A 15,821-nucleotide genomic window follows, 5' to 3' on the forward strand; every position below is an offset into this window, starting at 1 on the left:
TGTCAGCGGTAATAGTCTTCGACATTCAGGAAGGCGCGCAGTCCTTCCGGCGTCGCGTTGCGTATGGGATCGTCCTCGGACGTCACCGGCCCGCGCCAGGCCGTCGCCCGCAGCGGAGTGACCGTGTAGGCATCCCTCGGGTCCAGGACGTGCGGGCAGTTGGCGATAACCATGATCACCTCCATCTCCGCCCGCAGCAGGACGCTGCGGCCCGCAGGAAAGGGCCCGACGAGCGGCGTTATCGCGCCGTCGGCTTCGATCTTCGCGCCCTTGAACAAATTGATGCAGGGGTGAACGTCGCGCCGCTGGAGCCCATGCTTCGCCACGCCGAGCAGGAAGCGGTCGCGCCCGTTCGGATAAGGTCCGCTGTTCGCGCCGGAGCCATATTTGGCGGCGTTGGTCGCCGCGTTCGACGTTCCGCAGAATGTGTCGTGCGTGCCGGCGCCATCTTCCGATATGCTCATGAGCACCCGGCCCATGTCCGAAAGGAGAAGCTTGCCCTCGCCCAGATAGGCGTTCCATTGCACCTTCACGGTATCGGCCACGTTCAGCCGTTCGGTCGGCATGTCCGCGTTGAACAGCAGGATCGACGCGCAAGCGTCGCCCGCCGGGTCGATCAGCCGCAGGCGCGCGCCGCGCGGTAGCCGCCTGGTGGCATAGCCGCCGGCCGCGACGGTTTCTTCCCACAGCAGGTCGGCCGCGGCGACACCGGGCGGAAGGTCATCCGCCACCGGCGGCAACACCGGCATGGCTTCGACCACCCTGCCCGCCATGGCACGGGCATGATCGCGGGCGTCCGATGGACTGGCCAGAATTTCGGTCATGCGGCATTCTCCTTGCAGCCGTTTTCTTCCTGCTCATACAGCGGCGGAAGCAGCGCGGTGGTCGTGACGAGTTGGAGTTGCTGGACGCCGCGCACCCGGCGCAGCGCGTCGCATAACTCCTTCAGCAATGTCGCAGGGCCTTGGACCAGCAGCACTTCGAGCGACTGATCCCCCTCAAGGAACACATGCTGGGAGGAGATCACCTCCTTGAGATAGTCGGCCTGGGTCTGGGCAAGCTGATGCCGGACCCGGCCCCTGTCACCCCGGTAGACCAGGGTGATCGTGCCTGCCAGCATCTCGTCAGGCCGGGTCAGCGCCTCATGTTCCGCCAACGCGTGGCGGATCAACTCGGCGATGAGTTGCGAGCGCGAGGGTAGCCCACGCTCCGTCACCATCGCGTCGAGCTGGCGGAACAGATCGCTGGGCAAGCTCATGCTGAGCCTCGCCAGGCTTGCGCCTTCGCTAGCCATTGCCAATTGCCTCCTCATCATCCTGCGGGCTCGCGTCGTCTGCGACATCTTCGCCGGCCGCGGGTTCAGTGCGGCGGAGCGGCAGATCATAGACCGCAGTGGCGCCGAAACGGTGGGGGGCGTGGGGATCGTGGCGCCGCTTGTCGAGCGTCAGCACCCGCGTTCCCAATGTGAAGGCTTCCCGAATATCGTGCGTCACCATGATGATCGTCAGTGCATAGTCGCGCCACAGCCGCGTGATCAGCGCATGCATATCTGCCCGGATGCCCGGATCCAGCGCACCGAACGGCTCGTCCAGCAGCAGGATGCGTGGCCGTTTGATCAACGCCTGGGCAATGGCCAGCCGCTGCTGCATGCCCCCTGACATCTGTGCAGGATACAGGTGCAGCGCGTCGCCCAGCCCCACCGCTCGCAGCATCTCCTCCGCCTCCGCAGCGGCCGCCCGGCGCGCGCCGCCGAACAGGCGCGCGGTCAGCGGCGCCTTGGCGCATTCCAGGCCGAAGATCGTGTTGCGCAGCGCCGAAAGGTGCGGGAAAACCGAATATCGCTGGAACACCACGCCGCGATCGGGGCCGCATTCCGGCGTCAGCGGCTCCCCGTCGAGCAGGATGGTTCCCCGGGTGGGCACTTCCTGGCCCAGCACGACGCGCAGCAGGCTGCTCTTTCCCGCGCCGGATGGCCCGATGATCGACACGAAGGAACCGGCCTCAATGTCCAGGTCGACCTTTTCGAGCACGATCTTGTCGCCATATTCGACCCAGATGTTGCGGAGGGAGAGGAGCGCGCTCAACGGCCGGCTCCATGCGCCCAGGGGAACGCCCGTCGGCTGGCGAGGGTCAACGCTCCGTCCATCAGGATGGCCAGGATCGCGATCCAGGCAACATAGGGGATGATCACGTCCATCGACAGATAGCGGCGGACCAGGAAAATCCGGTAGCCAAGGCCGACGTCGGACGCGATGGCTTCGGCAGAAATCAGGAAGACCCAGGCAGGACCCAGCGCCAGGCGCATCGCGTGCAGCAGCCGGGGCATCGCCTGCGGCAGCGCAACCCGGATCATGATCTGCCAGGAACTCGCCCCCAGCGTCTGCGCCTTGACGATCTGCTCGCGCGGCAGGTCCGAAACATGCGCCGCGATGTCGCGCATCATGACCGGCGCTATGCCTATGACGATCAGGGCAACCTTCGCCGTTTCGCCCAAGCCCAATGCGATGAACAAAATGGGCAGCAGGGCGATGGGCGGGATGACGGCGATCGCCGTCACCAGGGGGCCGAAGGTGGCGCGCGCGGGCGGAAGCACGCCCAGCACCAGACCGGCGACCAGAGCGGTGAGCGTCGCGATGCCCAGTCCGATGCCAAGCCGCTGAAGGCTTGCCACCGTATCGGCCCAGAAGACGAACTGGCCCGTCAACTGATCCGCCTGAAACAGCAGCGCCGCCATGGCATCGCGCATGCTGCCGGGCAGCGGCAGGATCTTGTCCATGGGATTTTCGGCATGGCGCTGCGCTGCCAGCACAAGATAGAGCAAGAGCAGCAACAATATAGGCAGCGCGCCCAGTAGTATCCGGTTACCCTGGCGCGGATGGCGGTTTACCCAACGCATCTTCACATCACTTTCGATTGGATCGAAACGAACCGGTCAGAGCTTCCCGTCGGCCGCCAACTTCATGAAGCTGTCGTCGAACCGCAGCGTCACGCGTTGCGGATCGCCCAGCGTCTTGCCTCCGGGGAAGGCAATGCCCACGGCGTCGGCGGATGATGCACCCTTGAACAACCCCATGGAAAAGCTGAAATCCCGCACCTGCGTCATGGTCTTGACCAGCGCCGGAGCCGTCGTGGCGGTCAGCGCCGACTTGGGATCGGCATAGAGGTGCGTGGTCGACAGCTGGCTATCGAAACTGTCAGGCGTCGCGCCGGCCAGCTTCGCCATCGCGGCGCGGGCCGCCTTTCCTTCGGCGTCCTGCCGCTGCATCAGCGAAACAGTCTCGTACCAGATGCCCGTCAGCGCCTTGCCCAGATTTGGATTGGCCTTCAGCGTTGCCGTATCGACGACCATCAGGTCGAGTATCTCGCCCGGGATCTGGGCGGAACTGAAAACCTGGGCGACCCCCGGTTGATCCTTCATCACGGAAAGCTGCGGGTTCCAGGCAACCGCCGCCTTGGCTTGCGGGCTCCCGAACGCGCCCACGATATCCGCATCCGACGTATTCACGGTTCTGACGTCGGTCGGCTTGAGGCCCGCGGTCTGAAGCCCCCGCGCCAGCAGATAGTGAGAGACGGACAGCTCGACGAGATAGACCTGCTGCCCCTTGATCGCGCTCAGCTGGTTGGCGCCTTTCAGCAAAATGCCGTCATTGCCGTTGGAATAGTCGCCCACGATGATGGCGCTGCTGTCCTTGCCGCCGGCGGCGGGAATGGTCAGCGCGTCCATATTGGTGACGGTCACGCCGTCAAATCTGCCCGCCGTATATTGATTGACCGATTCAACATAGTCGTTCACCTGCACGACGTTGATCTTGATCCCGTATTTGTCGGCCCACTTCTTCACGATGCCTGCCTGCTGCGCATAGGGCCATGGCATCCAGCCGGCATAGATCGACCAGCCGATGCTGAACTCCTTCCGCTGCTCCGCGCCGGTGTCCGGCCCCTTCGAACAGGACATGAGCAATAGGGCACCGGCAAGCATTGCGATCCTGCCAGCCTTGCCAATCAGCCTTACCATGATTCGATCCCCTTTCGCATCGCAGCATCACAGGCTTCAATTCTGATGTCCATGCAAAAATATTACAAGTGAAAAGAACAGTAATAACGACCGATATGGCGCCGACCTGATAATCGCGCCCTGTTCCGGGGCTGCCGCCCGCTCCTTCAGACGGCGCGGCCATGGCGATCGGCCAGCGAATCGGAGCTTTCCGTTTACCTCGCTTGCGGCTGCCGAGCCGGCGCAGTCGCGAATCAGTTCAATCACTCCATCACGGCGGCGGATCGCCGGCGACACAGGATTGCCACCGCTATGGCGCTGCCCGGGTCACCGATCAGCGGCGAAAAACCAACGGATTTACGCAGTGCAGCATAACATGCGCTCATACTGAGCAGGTGCGGAAATATTACGCTTGACGCGTTGGGTAATATCCATACCGTATCAAGGGTTGAAACGGCGTTGCGCCGGAACGGGGAAAGAATCCCCTGGGACGAATGATTCTAAGCGAGGGCAAGTGGATCGACGTCGAGTCAGCGATGCAGCAATGTCGGGCGACATGCCCGGCGTCTTCTGCCTCGCCGGTTCATCGGAATGGACAGCATGCCAGCCGGAAAACGGCGGGTGCGGGAATAGCCGGGACCACGGCCCGTCAACCGATGGCGAATATGACAAGGCGCCCGCCTAGCGAGAGCGTCAATAGGAGAGATGTCACTTAAGGCTTAACGGCAAGGGGGTCGGAGTGACTATGCAATTATTTCGGAACACGCTGTTAGGCGCGACCATTCTCATGGGCGTCGGAACCACTCCGGCTTTCGCGCAAGGCGCTACGCAAGATGGCGGCGACGCCAACGAAATTGTGGTGACGGGCACACGCCGCGAAGTCACCATTCAAGACGTGCCGATCAATATCACCGCGATCGGCGCTGAACAATTGTCGAGGCAACGGATCGACGACGTTCGCGATCTCGCGGACTTCACGCCCGGCATGACGATTTCCGATACCGGCCCCGGCTCCACGGGGACAATCGTGCTGCGCGGCCTCAACGCGTCGGATGGCGATGCGACCGGCGCATCCTATGACGATGCGCTTGGCGTCTATCTGGGCGAGGTTCCGCTCTATTACGATTTCAAGCTGCTCGACATCGCGCGGGTAGAAACGTTGCTCGGGCCGCAAGGCACGCTCTATGGCCTCGGCACGCTGGCCGGCGCCATCCGCAACATACCCAATCGCCCCGACCTGACGGACATCAGCGGCGAAGTACATAGCCGCCTCTATGCCAAAAACCATGGCGAAAAGGCGGGCTTCCAGATGGACGGGGTCATCAACATCCCGATCATCCGCGATCATGTCGCGTTCCGTTCGGCCACCGGCTATTATTATGATCCCGGCTTCATTGACTCGCCTCTGCTGCTGCAGGAACCCGGCGTCTCGCTACCGCAGCCCAGCGGGCCGGGCGGCGTCACGGATGCGGATTATGCCGCGAACCTGACCAAGCGCAAGGACGTCAACTTCGAAAAGACATTCACCACGCGCAATCAGCTGCTCGTCCAGTTCAGCCCGGATCTCTCGGTCAATTTTACTTACGCATTCCAGCGGACGAAAACCGACGGCGGCCAGTATAACAGCGCCGGTGTACTGGGGACCGGCAAGTACGAAAATGGTGCTCGCTATATCGAACCGGTGAACCGCCGGGCCCATCTGGGCAGCATGGAAGTCAATGCGAATATTGCAGACTTTGCCGACCTGGTGGCGACGACCGCCTATACCGATGTTCGCAATGTCCGCAGTTCGGACAACACGGACCTTCTTCTGGACCTCGACTATGGCTATGAAAGCTTCCCGGCTTTCTCGAGCTACAATGAAAGCGTGAACAGTCGGAAGCAGTTCAACCAGGAAGTCCGCTTCGTCTCACACCATGGCGGTCCTTTCAGTTGGGTGATCGGCGGCTTCTACAACGAACAGAAGCTGCAGAACGACTACCACGAGATACTTCCCGGCCATCCCTGGGTCGATCTGACGACGAATCCCCAAGAGATCGAATATGCGTCCTACACAACTTCGAAGGTCACCGAAAAGGCGGTGTTCGGGGAAGGCACGTTCCGCATCACGCCGGAATGGCAGGTAACGGCGGGCGGCCGCTGGTTCCAGTATAAATCGAACATCAAGGGACGCGCGGTCATCCCGCTGCTGGGCGATCCGCTCAGCCCCTATGATGCCGAACCGGCGGGCGGCTCAGCAAAGAAAAGCGGCACCGTGTGGAAGTTCAACACGTCCTACAACTTCACCGACGACGTCATGCTCTACGCTACTTACAGCAAGGGATATCGCATCGGTGGTCCGAACTCGGTCGCGCCCTGCCCGCCTGTTCTGAACCCGCCTCCTGCGCAGAATGTCTGCGCCTTGCCAAACGAGCTTCAATATGGGCCGGACACCACCAAGAATGCGGAAATAGGCATCCGCACCCAGCTGTTCGATCGCAAGCTGACCTTCAACTTCAACGTGTTCCAGATCAAATGGGATGGCATCCAGGTCGATTCCGCGACTCTGAACGGCATCGTCGGCATTACGGTCAACGGGGGCAAGGCGAAGTCCGAAGGGTTTGAAGCGTCATTCCAGCTTCACCCCGTTCCCGGTTTGTCGATCCAGGGAACCTATTCCTACGTCAATGCCAAGCTGACCGAGGACGTATCGAAAGTCATCGCGGTCAACGATCCCGCCGGTATTTATCCCAGCGACCCCATTCAGTTGGATGCCTTGTCCGGCGATCGCCTCCCCGGATCGGCCAAGAACAGCGGCAGCCTGGGCGCGACCTACGCCTATCCTGTCAGGGACGGCAGCATAGTCGCCAACTGGACGGCGACTTATCGCGGCAATGTCGTGACCCGGCTGGGTTGGGATCGCGCTTACGGCGACAAGCTGCCCAGCTATGTCCTGCATCGGGCGTCGTTGAATTACGAAACCGACAAATACAGCGTCGGCCTGTTCGCGAACAATATCTTCGACAAATATGCGGTGGCTTCAGTCGCCAATGACCGGTCGCGGGTGGGCCTCAATGATGGCGTTCTGCTCCGTTACTACAGGCAAACCGTCATCAATCCGCGCACATTCGGCATCGAAGCGCGGATCAAATACTGAAGCTGACGAAAGGGCGGGGCGCATTCTTCGAAGGATTGCGCCCCTTCTGTCGAAACAGCCCTCCTCATTCCGCACTTGATTTCAAGGATGACGGAAGCGCAACGCATCGATGGAGACGAAAATTCATGTTGGTGGAGATTGCCAGAGCGGTCGTGGCAGCCACGCTGCTTTGTGGTACGCCAACGGTCACGGCTGCAACGGCAAAGCCTCCCGGACTTTTCCCCGAGCGCTGGATCGACGGCACGCTGGCGCAGGAGCCTGAAGTCCAGGTTCAGGCGCTCGACGGCGACACCTTCGTCATACGGCAGTCGATCAAGACCAACTTCGAAGCCCCCTTCCTCTATCTTCTTTTCGGGCGGGACAAGGCGTTGCTGGTCGACACGGGCGCGCAGGGCGGTCAAATCAGGCCGGTAATCGACCGCCTGGTCGCGCAATGGCTCTCAGCGAAAGGGCGCACGCGAATTCCGCTCGTGGTGGCGCACAGTCACAGCCATGGCGATCATGTCGCTGGCGACGCAGCATTTCGGGATCGGCCCGATACCACCGTCATCGGCCTGGAGGCGCAGGATGTGGCTCGGTTCTTCGGCATAGCAAAGTGGCCGGAGGAGCTGGCTCGCTTTGACCTTGGCGGGCGATCCCTCACCGTCATACCGACACCCGGGCATCAGGCCGCCGCCATCATGATCTATGACCCCCGACTGAATATCCTGCTGTCGGGCGACACGCTGTATCCCGGCCGGCTTTACGTCCCTGTCAACTTCCTGGCGGAAAACCGCGCCAGCGTGGATCGCGTGGCTGCTTTTGCGGCAAGCCACCCGATCCGCGCGGTGCTCGGCGCCCATATCGAAATGACGCGCACTCATGGCCAGGATTACCCGCACGAGGCACCGGCGCACCCGGACGAACATCCGCTGGAACTGCCGAAGCGCAGCATCGACGAACTGCACAAGGGCCTTCGGGCGCCGCTGGACACCCCCGATCGGCCGCAGGTTCACGACCATTTCATCATCTACCCGGTTGCCCCGCGACCGAACTGACGAGACGCCCGAAAGGACTGACACTCATGGTCGACTGGCCCAGGCTGAAGCTATCGCGCCGCGGCGTTCTCGCCGGAACGACGGTCACGGCTGTGGCGGTAGGGGCGCCCGCCTTCACGGAAGCATCCGCACCTCCGGCCGCCCAGCCTGTTCCCACGGCGTCGGTCACCTTCTCCGTCAACGGACGCGAGCGGCGGTTGGCGCTGGACCCGCGCACCACCTTGCTCGACGCCCTGCGCGAACATCTTCATCTGACCGGGACCAAGAAGGGCTGCGATCATGGCCAGTGCGGCGCCTGCACGGTCATCGTCCAGGGCAAGCGGATCAATTCCTGCCTCAGCCTCGCCGTCATGCACGAAGGCCACGAAATCACCACGATCGAAGGACTGGGCACGCCGGACAGGCTGCATCCGATGCAGGCGGCGTTCATCAGGCATGACGGCTATCAGTGCGGCTACTGCACGCCCGGCCAGATCTGTTCGGCGGTCGCGGTTCTGGACGAGATTGCGCGCGGGATTCCCAGCCACGTTCAGGACGATCTGACCGCCAGCCCACGCGCCACGGCCCAAGAAATGCGGGAACGGATGAGCGGCAATATCTGCCGCTGCGGCGCTTATTCCAATATCGCCGAGGCGATGGCGGACGTGGCTGGAGACAATGCGTGAGAGCCTTTACCTACGAACGCGCGACCGACCCTGTCGCAGCCGCAAGGGCCGTGGCGCAACGCCCGGGTGCGCGGTACATCGCCGGGGGCACAAACCTGCTGGACCTCATGAAGCTGGAGGTGGAAACGCCGACACATCTCGTCGATGTGCAGGACCTGGGCTTCACCAGGATCGAAAGGACGCCCCAAGGCGGCCTGCGGATCGGGGCGCTCGTCACCAATACCGATCTGGCCGCCGACGACCATGTGCGCCGCGACTATGCCGTTTTGTCACGCGCGATCCTTGCCGGCGCTTCGGGACAGTTGCGCAATAAGGCGACGACCGGCGGCAACCTGCTCCAGCGCACCCGCTGTCCCTATTTCTATGACACCAACATGGCCTGCAACAAGCGACGGCCAGGTTCGGGATGCGCTGCCATCGGCGGCTATTCCCGCCAGCTCGGCGTCGTGGGGGTAAGCACGTCCTGTATCGCGACGTTCCCCGGCGACATGGCCGTGGCCCTGCGCGTGCTCGACGCCATGGTGGAAACGATCGACGCGCACGGGCAGACGCGATCCATCCCCATTGCCGGTTTCCACCGCCTTTGGGAGGACAAGCCGCAACAGGATACGGTGTTGGCGCCCGGCGAACTCATCACCGCCGTCACGCTGCCCCCTCCACTGGGCGGCCAGCATTTCTATGAAAAGGTGCGCGACCGCGCATCCTATGCCTTCGCGCTCGTATCGGTCGCCGCCGTGATCCAGCCCGATGGCACCGGTCGCGTCGCATTTGGTGGGGTTGCGCCAAAACCCTGGCGCGTCGAAGCCGCCGAGGCGCTGCTGCCCCAAGGGGCGGATGCCGTGACCCGGCAGGCCTTTGAAGGCGCGACGCCGACCAAGGACAATGACTTCAAGCTGCCGCTCGCGACACGGGCGCTGGCCTACGTCATCGCGCAAGCCAAGGCCTGATCGCATGAAGTTCAATGTTCCCGCCACCAACAATCCCATCGACAGGATGTCCGTCGTCGGCCGCGCGCAGGATCGCATCGACGGTCCGCTCAAGACCACGGGTCTTGCGCCCTACGCTTATGAACATCGCGAAGCGGCGAACCCCGCCTATGGCTATGTGATCGGCGCGGCGATAGCCAAGGGCAGTTTCCGCTGGCTGAACCTGGACGCTGTCAGGGCAGCGCCCGGCGTCATCTCGGTGGTCACCGCGGAGGATGCCGGCACGCTGGGCAAAGGACAGTTCAACACGGTGAAGCTGCTCGGCGGGCCGGAGGTCGATCACTATCACCAGGCCATCGCCATCGTCGTTGCGGAGACATTTGAACAGGCGCGCGCCGCCGCCGCCATGGCGCGGGTCGACTATGACCGCGCGCAAGGGCGGTTCGATCTGGACCGGGCGTTGAAGGCCGCTCCTATCGTCGGCAATGGCGGCCAGCCGGCGACGGTCGGCGATTTCGGGGCCGCCTTCGCCGCCGCGCCGGTGAAGATCGATGCCGAATATACGACGCCTGACCAGACCCATGCGATGATGGAGCCGTTCGCGTCCATCGCGGCGTGGCAGGGCGATGAACTGACGATCTGGACATCGAACCAGATGATCGACTGGGGTCGGGGCGATCTTGCCCGCACGCTCGGCATGCCGAAGGAAAAAATCCGCTTCCTGTCACCCTATATCGGCGGCGGCTTCGGCGGCAAATTGTTCCTGCGAACAGACGCCGTCCTCGCCGCGCTGGGCGCCAGGGCGGCGGCACGCCCGGTGAAGGTCGCGCTGCCGCGGCCCTTCATCGCGAACAACAGCACACACCGCCCGGCAACGCGCCAGCGCATTCGCATCGGGGCGACGCCCGATGGTACGATCACCGCCATCGCGCATGAGAGCGGTTCGGGCGATCAGCCCGGCGGCGGCCCGGAAACAGCGACCGGACAGACCGAACTTCTCTATGCGGGTGCGAACCGGCTGACGGCGTTGCGGCTGGCGGTGCTCGACCTGCCCGAAGGCAACGCCATGCGCGCTCCGGGGGAAGCGCCGGGCATGATGGCGCTTGAAGTCGCCATGGACGAAATGGCCGAAAAACTCGGAATGGATCCCGTCGCCTTCCGGATCAAGAATGACACCCAGGTCGACCCCGCCAGACCCGAGCGGCGGTTTTCGCAGCGCCAGCTCGTCCGCTGCTTTTCGGAAGGCGCCGAACAATTTGGCTGGTCGCGCAGAAATGCCGTCCCGGGCAAGGTGCGCGACGGGCGCTGGCTGGTCGGCATGGGCGTCGCAGCCGCCTTTCGCAACCACATCAATCGGACCAGTGGCGCGCGCGTCCATCTCGACCCCGATGGCCTTGTGACGGTCGAAACGGACATGACCGATATCGGCACGGGCAGCTATACTATCATTGCCCAGACCGTGGCGGAGATGATGGGCGTCCCGATCGCTTCGGTCAAAGTGAAGCTCGGCAGTTCAGCCTTTCCCGTCGCTGCGGGTTCGGGTGGCCAATGGGGTGCGGCCAATGCCACGGCAGGCGTCTATGCGGCCTGCGTGAAATTGCGGGAGGCGGTTCTTCAAAGTCTGGGCTTCGACGCATCGGACGCCCTGTTCGAAGACGGCCATGTGCGCAGCGGCAACCGATCGACGGAACTTCGCAAGGCGGCTGCGGCAGGAAGATTGACGGCCGAAGACCGCATCGAATTCGGGGAACTGGCGGAAAAGTGGCAGATTTCCACTTTCGGCGCGCATTTCGTCGAGGTTGGCGTCGATGCCTATACCGGCGCCACGCGCATCCGCCGGATGCTCGCGGTCTGTGCAGCCGGCAGGATCATCAACCCGAAGTCGGCGCGCAGTCAGGTGATCGGCGCGATGACCATGGGGGTTGGCGGCGCCTTGATGGAGGAACTGGCCGTCGACCGTCGTTTCGGCTTTTTCGTGAACCACGATCTGGCTTCCTATGAAGTGCCCGTTCATGCCGACATCCCGCATCAAGACGTGGTCTTCCTGGAGGAGGCGGACGACAAGGCCAACCCGATGAAGGCGAAGGGCGTAGGGGAACTCGGGCTGTGCGGTGTCGCCGCGGCCATCGCCAACGCCATCTACAATGCCACCGGCGTCCGCGTGCGCGACTATCCGATCACCCTCGACAAGCATCTTAACCAGCTGCCGCCGCTGACATGACGGGTCTGACATGCAAAGGCGCGCGCCTGGGGGCGACACTGCTGCTCACGGTGATGGGTTCCGCATCCGCTCAGGTGCCTGCGGTATCTGAAGAGTTGGCCCAGTCCTCTGGACAGGCCCCGATGGCAATCCGGGCGCCCGCACCGGCAGCTTACCTTGTGCCGGAAGACTTCAAAGTTCCCACGCACGTCGAAGCGGCGGATTTCAAGATTGTGCCGCTCGGCCCCGACCTGGCGAAAATAGACTACGCCGCTTACATGTCGTCGATCAGACATTTGCAGGAAACCTTCACGCGCAGCACCGACTGGCCGCATGAAGGCATCTCCGACGCCGACGCCATGCGCGACATGGAGGCCGAACAGGCCAGATTCAGGAACCGCACCTCCTTCGCCTATGCCGTGCTTACGCCCGACGGCAGCCGGGAACGCGGCTGTATGTACATTTCCCCCAGTGACGTGGAGGGCTATGATGCGGTGGTCAGGCTTTGGGTGACCAGGCCCGAATATGACGCGGGCTTCGATGCGGCGCTTTATCAATGGGTGACCCAATGGGTCCGAAGGGATTGGCCGTTCGTCAATGTCGCTTATCCCGGGCGCAGCATCGAATGGAGCCGTTGGGACGCCATGGTTGCAGCGCGCTAGGCCGCGTGGACAAATTTGAGCCAGTATCTGGCCGTGGCCAGATGGACCATGCCGAGGAAGCTGTCGGCCAGTTGGTCGTAGCGTGTGGCGATGGCGCGGTTGATTTTGAGATGGCCGAACATGCGCTCGATGCGGTTCCGCTGCTTGTAGAGCGCTCGGTCATGCTCGATCTTCACGCGGCGGTTTGATCTGCCGGGAATGACGGCCTCGATCTTCCGTTCAACAAGGTCGGCACGGATTGCGTCGGCGTCATAGCCATTGTCGGCAAGCAGCGCCTCCGGTGCGCGTTCGGGCAGGTCGATCAGGTCGTCATGGGCCTTGCAGTCTGCCGCTTCGCCAACCGTTAGGTGGAAGGCGAGCGGTCGTCCAAGGGCGTCAGCCAGGCAGTGAAGTTTACTGGTAAACCCGCCCCGCGAGCGGCCAAGAGCGCGTCGATGAGCCCCCCTTTTCCGCCCGCTGCCGAGACGTGGGCGCGGACCGTGGTGCTGTCGATGCTGTAGTGGCCGGTGTCCGCCATGATCTCGGCCAGCGTTACCGCCACGGCCTCCCAAACACCGGCTTCGCTCCATCGCCGAAACCGGCGATAGATGGTATTCCAACTGCCATATTTGGGCGGCACGTCGCGCCACGGCGCTCCACAGCGGAGCCGCCAGAGGATGCCGTTGATGATCGAGCGGTTCTGCTCGGGGCGCCTGCCTCGGCCACGGTTCGCAGGCTCAATTGGCAGCAAGCCCTTCAGAACGCGCCATTCTGCTTCGGTGAGATCGCCCCTCCTTAAACCTGCCTCCAAAAAGCAGCCTTGAATCAAGCCCCCGATGCTACGTCAACGGATCTCGTATGGCTTGGCAATTACAGACCGTTTTCGAAATGCGCCGAAAAAGTCGTTCTTGCCTCGCTGTCCGAAATGACATGCGCTTCACGCTCATTCTCTTCCCACCATGCCCCGCATGTCTGGCATCGTCGCAAATGCGCGTGAGCCTTCAGACTTGTCGTGACATGTTCAGGCAGGTCGCTGCGACCCGACAAAATCCCGCGCCGACAAGCTTCGCAGCCGCTGTCGTTCCAATTGCTCATCCTTCGATCTTACGCACCTGAGTGCGCCTTGCAACGATCACGCGCTGAAAAATGGAAGGAGAATTTGTCCACGCCGCCTAATACCAAGAGCGTTATTGGCCATTTCAAATTGGATGCCGGCTTGGCGGCTACGGCAGATATACGAACGGGCCGACGATCCATTCTAAATTATCTTATTAGTCCCATAAATGAAACAGTTCTCGAATCAGTGCATGAAAGATAGATAAAATAGTGCTGATTATCTTGACAAGAAAAGGCAAATGCACATGGCAAAATTCACCTTGCACTGTCAAAATTACCCAAAAGTTAAAATTAATATTTTCGCAGCAAGTGTTATATTAGTGGTATTTTTGCTTGGAGGTTGTGGACTTTCCAAGGATCCTACTTGCAGAGCAAGTGAACAAGCACTTCCGAGCGTTAGAGATATGGCCCAAGAAAGCCGAGAGATATGGCTACCAATCGCGGAGGTCCCCCCAAATGATGGTAATGTGGAAAATCATATTGTAAATGGCTGCTGCTCTGTTCATCCTCTCAAATCGAGCGTTTACTCACGGATATTCACACGTCCATATTATCAAGCTTCATACATTCTGCAAACTCGGATTGTTTTTGACGGCCAAGATGGCAGAAAGGTCCGAACATCTAGAATAATCTTCAATAGATGCCTGAAAAGATTGAGCCAGATTTCGGAAACGCATTATTTGAAGGAAGATTTTATCAATGAATCAGATAACATATCAATACATAATAAATAATTACTTGTATGGCGATGAGCAGATGCCACTGTCGCCAGATCAGAGACTTCGATCTTCTCAACTCGATGGCTATGCGATTGAGCGGTACGTTGACACTACGTCATACATGAATACAGTAGGTCGTTTTGCTCATCTTGCAGGTGCTGATATCGTTTCCAGTTTTTTAATGGCGATGAGTAGCCCCTAGTTTTCTAGACGCCTTCCACTTTCAAAAATCTGCTGCCGTTCGAACTCGACGGGCGACAGCATGCCGTTCCTGACCTGCTTGCGCACCGGGTTGTAGAACATCTCGACGTAATCGAACACGTCCTGACGGGCTTCCTCGCGGGTTTTGTATGTTCGACGCCGGATGCGCTCGCGCTTGAGCGAGGAGAAGAAGCTCCCGGCAACCGCGTTGTCATGGCAATTGCCGCGCCGGCTCATTGAGTGCTCAAGATTGTGAGCGCGGATGAACGCAGCCCAGTCCATGCTGGTGAGCTGCGAGCCCTGGTCCGAGTGGATCAGCACCCGGTGCTTTGGTTTGCGCCGCCATACCGCCATGTGCAACGCCTGCAGCACCACATCGCTGGTCTGTCGGCTCTGCATCGACCAACCCACCACGCGGCGGGAATACAGGTCGATCACGACAGCCAGATAGGCAAAGCCTTCCAGGGTACGAATGTAAGTGATGTCGGTCACCCAGGCCCGGTCTGGCGCAGCCACGTCGAACTGGCGATCCAGCGTGTTGTCGACCACCAGGGACGGCTTGCCACCGTAGCTGCCGGGCCTGCGCTTGTAGCCGATCTGTGCCCTGATGCCCGCCAGTCTGGTCAGCCGGGCAACGCGGTTCGGGCAGCAAGTCTCGCCCTGATCCAGCAGGTCATCATGCAGCTTGCGGTAGCCATAGACCTTGCCGCTGTCGTTCCAAGCTTTGCGGATCAGATCGGTCTGCCGTGCATCTTCTCGAGCCCGCTGACTAAGCGGGCTCTTCTGCCAGGCATAGAAGCCGCTGGGCTGGATGCGCAGGCACCGACACATCAACCGAACCCTGAACTGGTTCCGATGCTCGGCAACAAACGCGTATCTCACTTTGCATCCCTGGCGAAATACGCGGTGGCTTTTTTTAGGATGTCGCGCTCCTCGGTCACCCGGGCCAGCTCACGCTTCAACTGGCCGATCTCAGCATCCTTGCTGGCATCGCCCAACACTTGCCTGCCCAACTGCCGCTTCCAAGCATACAGCGAGTGCTGACTGACGCCGAGCCGCTGCGAGACCTCGGCTACCGGATATCCGCGCTCGGTGATCTGGGCCACCGCATCACGCTTGAACTCATCACTGACGTTGGGCTTCCCCATCGTCGCCTCCTGTCCTCAAAATTAGGACCAAAGGCGTC

Annotated in this window: 12 protein-coding genes and 1 pseudogene; 6 read left to right on the forward strand and 7 right to left on the reverse strand. The window is 61.5% G+C overall.

What is annotated here, in order from left to right:
- Positions 1-2: 2 nt before the first annotated feature.
- From J3E64_RS04415 to J3E64_RS04435, 5 genes are read right to left on the reverse strand one after another with little or no spacing between them, the layout of a single operon-like run.
- On the reverse strand, positions 3-824 hold the full coding sequence (locus tag J3E64_RS04415; protein WP_253340187.1) for an urea amidolyase associated protein UAAP1: 822 nt from the start codon (positions 822-824) through the stop codon (positions 3-5).
- The gene (locus tag J3E64_RS04420) at positions 821-1,294 is read right to left on the reverse strand and encodes a CopG family ribbon-helix-helix protein (protein ID WP_253340189.1); all 474 of its coding nucleotides are present in this window, start codon (positions 1,292-1,294) and stop codon (positions 821-823) included. The genes J3E64_RS04415 and J3E64_RS04420 overlap by 4 nt, the downstream gene beginning before the upstream one ends.
- The gene (locus J3E64_RS04425) at positions 1,287-2,084 is read right to left on the reverse strand and encodes an ATP-binding cassette domain-containing protein (protein WP_253340191.1); all 798 of its coding nucleotides are present in this window, start codon (positions 2,082-2,084) and stop codon (positions 1,287-1,289) included. The genes J3E64_RS04420 and J3E64_RS04425 overlap by 8 nt, the downstream gene beginning before the upstream one ends.
- The gene (locus J3E64_RS04430) at positions 2,081-2,896 is read right to left on the reverse strand and encodes an ABC transporter permease (RefSeq protein ID WP_253340193.1); all 816 of its coding nucleotides are present in this window, start codon (positions 2,894-2,896) and stop codon (positions 2,081-2,083) included. The genes J3E64_RS04425 and J3E64_RS04430 overlap by 4 nt, the downstream gene beginning before the upstream one ends.
- 36 nt (positions 2,897-2,932) lie before the next feature.
- Positions 2,933-4,015: a putative urea ABC transporter substrate-binding protein gene (locus tag J3E64_RS04435; RefSeq protein ID WP_253340195.1), complete on the reverse strand. Its 1,083-nt coding sequence runs from the start codon at positions 4,013-4,015 to the stop codon at positions 2,933-2,935.
- Positions 4,016-4,739: 724 nt separating this feature from the next.
- On the opposite strand from J3E64_RS04435, the gene J3E64_RS04440 reads away from it, so the two are divergent.
- From J3E64_RS04440 to J3E64_RS04465, 6 genes are all read left to right on the forward strand, one after another.
- Positions 4,740-7,130, forward strand: coding sequence for a TonB-dependent receptor (locus J3E64_RS04440; protein WP_253340197.1), 2,391 nt, complete (start codon positions 4,740-4,742; stop codon positions 7,128-7,130).
- Between the two features lie 125 nt (positions 7,131-7,255).
- Entirely contained in the window at positions 7,256-8,167 is a 912-nt protein-coding gene (locus tag J3E64_RS04445) for an MBL fold metallo-hydrolase (protein WP_253340199.1), read from the forward strand.
- 26 nt (positions 8,168-8,193) lie between these two features.
- Complete coding sequence (paoA, locus tag J3E64_RS04450) at positions 8,194-8,832, forward strand: aldehyde dehydrogenase iron-sulfur subunit PaoA (RefSeq protein ID WP_253340201.1); 639 nt, start codon at positions 8,194-8,196, stop codon at positions 8,830-8,832.
- The gene (locus J3E64_RS04455; RefSeq protein ID WP_253340203.1) at positions 8,829-9,779 is read left to right on the forward strand and encodes a xanthine dehydrogenase family protein subunit M; all 951 of its coding nucleotides are present in this window, start codon (positions 8,829-8,831) and stop codon (positions 9,777-9,779) included. Before paoA ends, J3E64_RS04455 begins: the two co-directional genes overlap by 4 nt.
- Before the next feature lie 4 nt (positions 9,780-9,783).
- The gene (gene paoC, locus J3E64_RS04460; RefSeq protein ID WP_253340205.1) at positions 9,784-11,979 is read left to right on the forward strand and encodes an aldehyde oxidoreductase molybdenum-binding subunit PaoC; all 2,196 of its coding nucleotides are present in this window, start codon (positions 9,784-9,786) and stop codon (positions 11,977-11,979) included.
- A 53-nt stretch (positions 11,980-12,032) separates the two neighbouring features.
- Positions 12,033-12,620 (forward strand): twin-arginine translocation pathway signal protein, encoded by a 588-nt coding sequence (locus tag J3E64_RS04465; RefSeq protein ID WP_253340211.1) that lies wholly within the window; start codon positions 12,033-12,035, stop codon positions 12,618-12,620.
- Here J3E64_RS04465 and J3E64_RS04470 read toward each other — a convergent pair.
- A pseudogene (locus J3E64_RS04470) lies at positions 12,617-13,428 on the reverse strand (IS5 family transposase). The gene J3E64_RS04465 and the pseudogene J3E64_RS04470 overlap by 4 nt on opposite strands.
- 1,204 nt (positions 13,429-14,632) lie before the next feature.
- A protein-coding gene (locus J3E64_RS04480; protein ID WP_253340221.1) for an IS3 family transposase occupies positions 14,633-15,783 on the reverse strand; the annotation gives its coding sequence in 2 pieces (ribosomal slippage) (positions 14,633-15,546 and positions 15,546-15,783; 1,152 coding nt in all).
- Positions 15,784-15,821: the final 38 nt, after the last annotated feature.

This window comes from Sphingobium sp. OAS761, assembly GCF_024168485.1.
Taxonomy (GTDB): domain Bacteria; phylum Pseudomonadota; class Alphaproteobacteria; order Sphingomonadales; family Sphingomonadaceae; genus Sphingobium.

Bases quoted from the DNA above. Each gene is read 5' to 3' on its own strand.
- J3E64_RS04420 (WP_253340189.1), bottom strand. From the start codon at position 1,294: ATGGCTAGCGAAGGCGCAAGCCTGGCGAGGCTCAGCATGAGCTTGCCC.
- paoC (WP_253340205.1), top strand. From the start codon at position 9,784: ATGAAGTTCAATGTTCCCGCCACCAACAATCCCATCGACAGGATGTCC.
- J3E64_RS04435 (WP_253340195.1), bottom strand. From the start codon at position 4,015: ATGGTAAGGCTGATTGGCAAGGCTGGCAGGATCGCAATGCTTGCCGGT.
- J3E64_RS04430 (WP_253340193.1), bottom strand. From the start codon at position 2,896: ATGCGTTGGGTAAACCGCCATCCGCGCCAGGGTAACCGGATACTACTG.
- J3E64_RS04415 (WP_253340187.1), bottom strand. From the start codon at position 824: ATGACCGAAATTCTGGCCAGTCCATCGGACGCCCGCGATCATGCCCGT.
- J3E64_RS04465 (WP_253340211.1), top strand. From the start codon at position 12,033: ATGGGTTCCGCATCCGCTCAGGTGCCTGCGGTATCTGAAGAGTTGGCC.
- J3E64_RS04440 (WP_253340197.1), top strand. From the start codon at position 4,740: ATGCAATTATTTCGGAACACGCTGTTAGGCGCGACCATTCTCATGGGC.
- J3E64_RS04445 (WP_253340199.1), top strand. From the start codon at position 7,256: ATGTTGGTGGAGATTGCCAGAGCGGTCGTGGCAGCCACGCTGCTTTGT.
- paoA (WP_253340201.1), top strand. From the start codon at position 8,194: ATGGTCGACTGGCCCAGGCTGAAGCTATCGCGCCGCGGCGTTCTCGCC.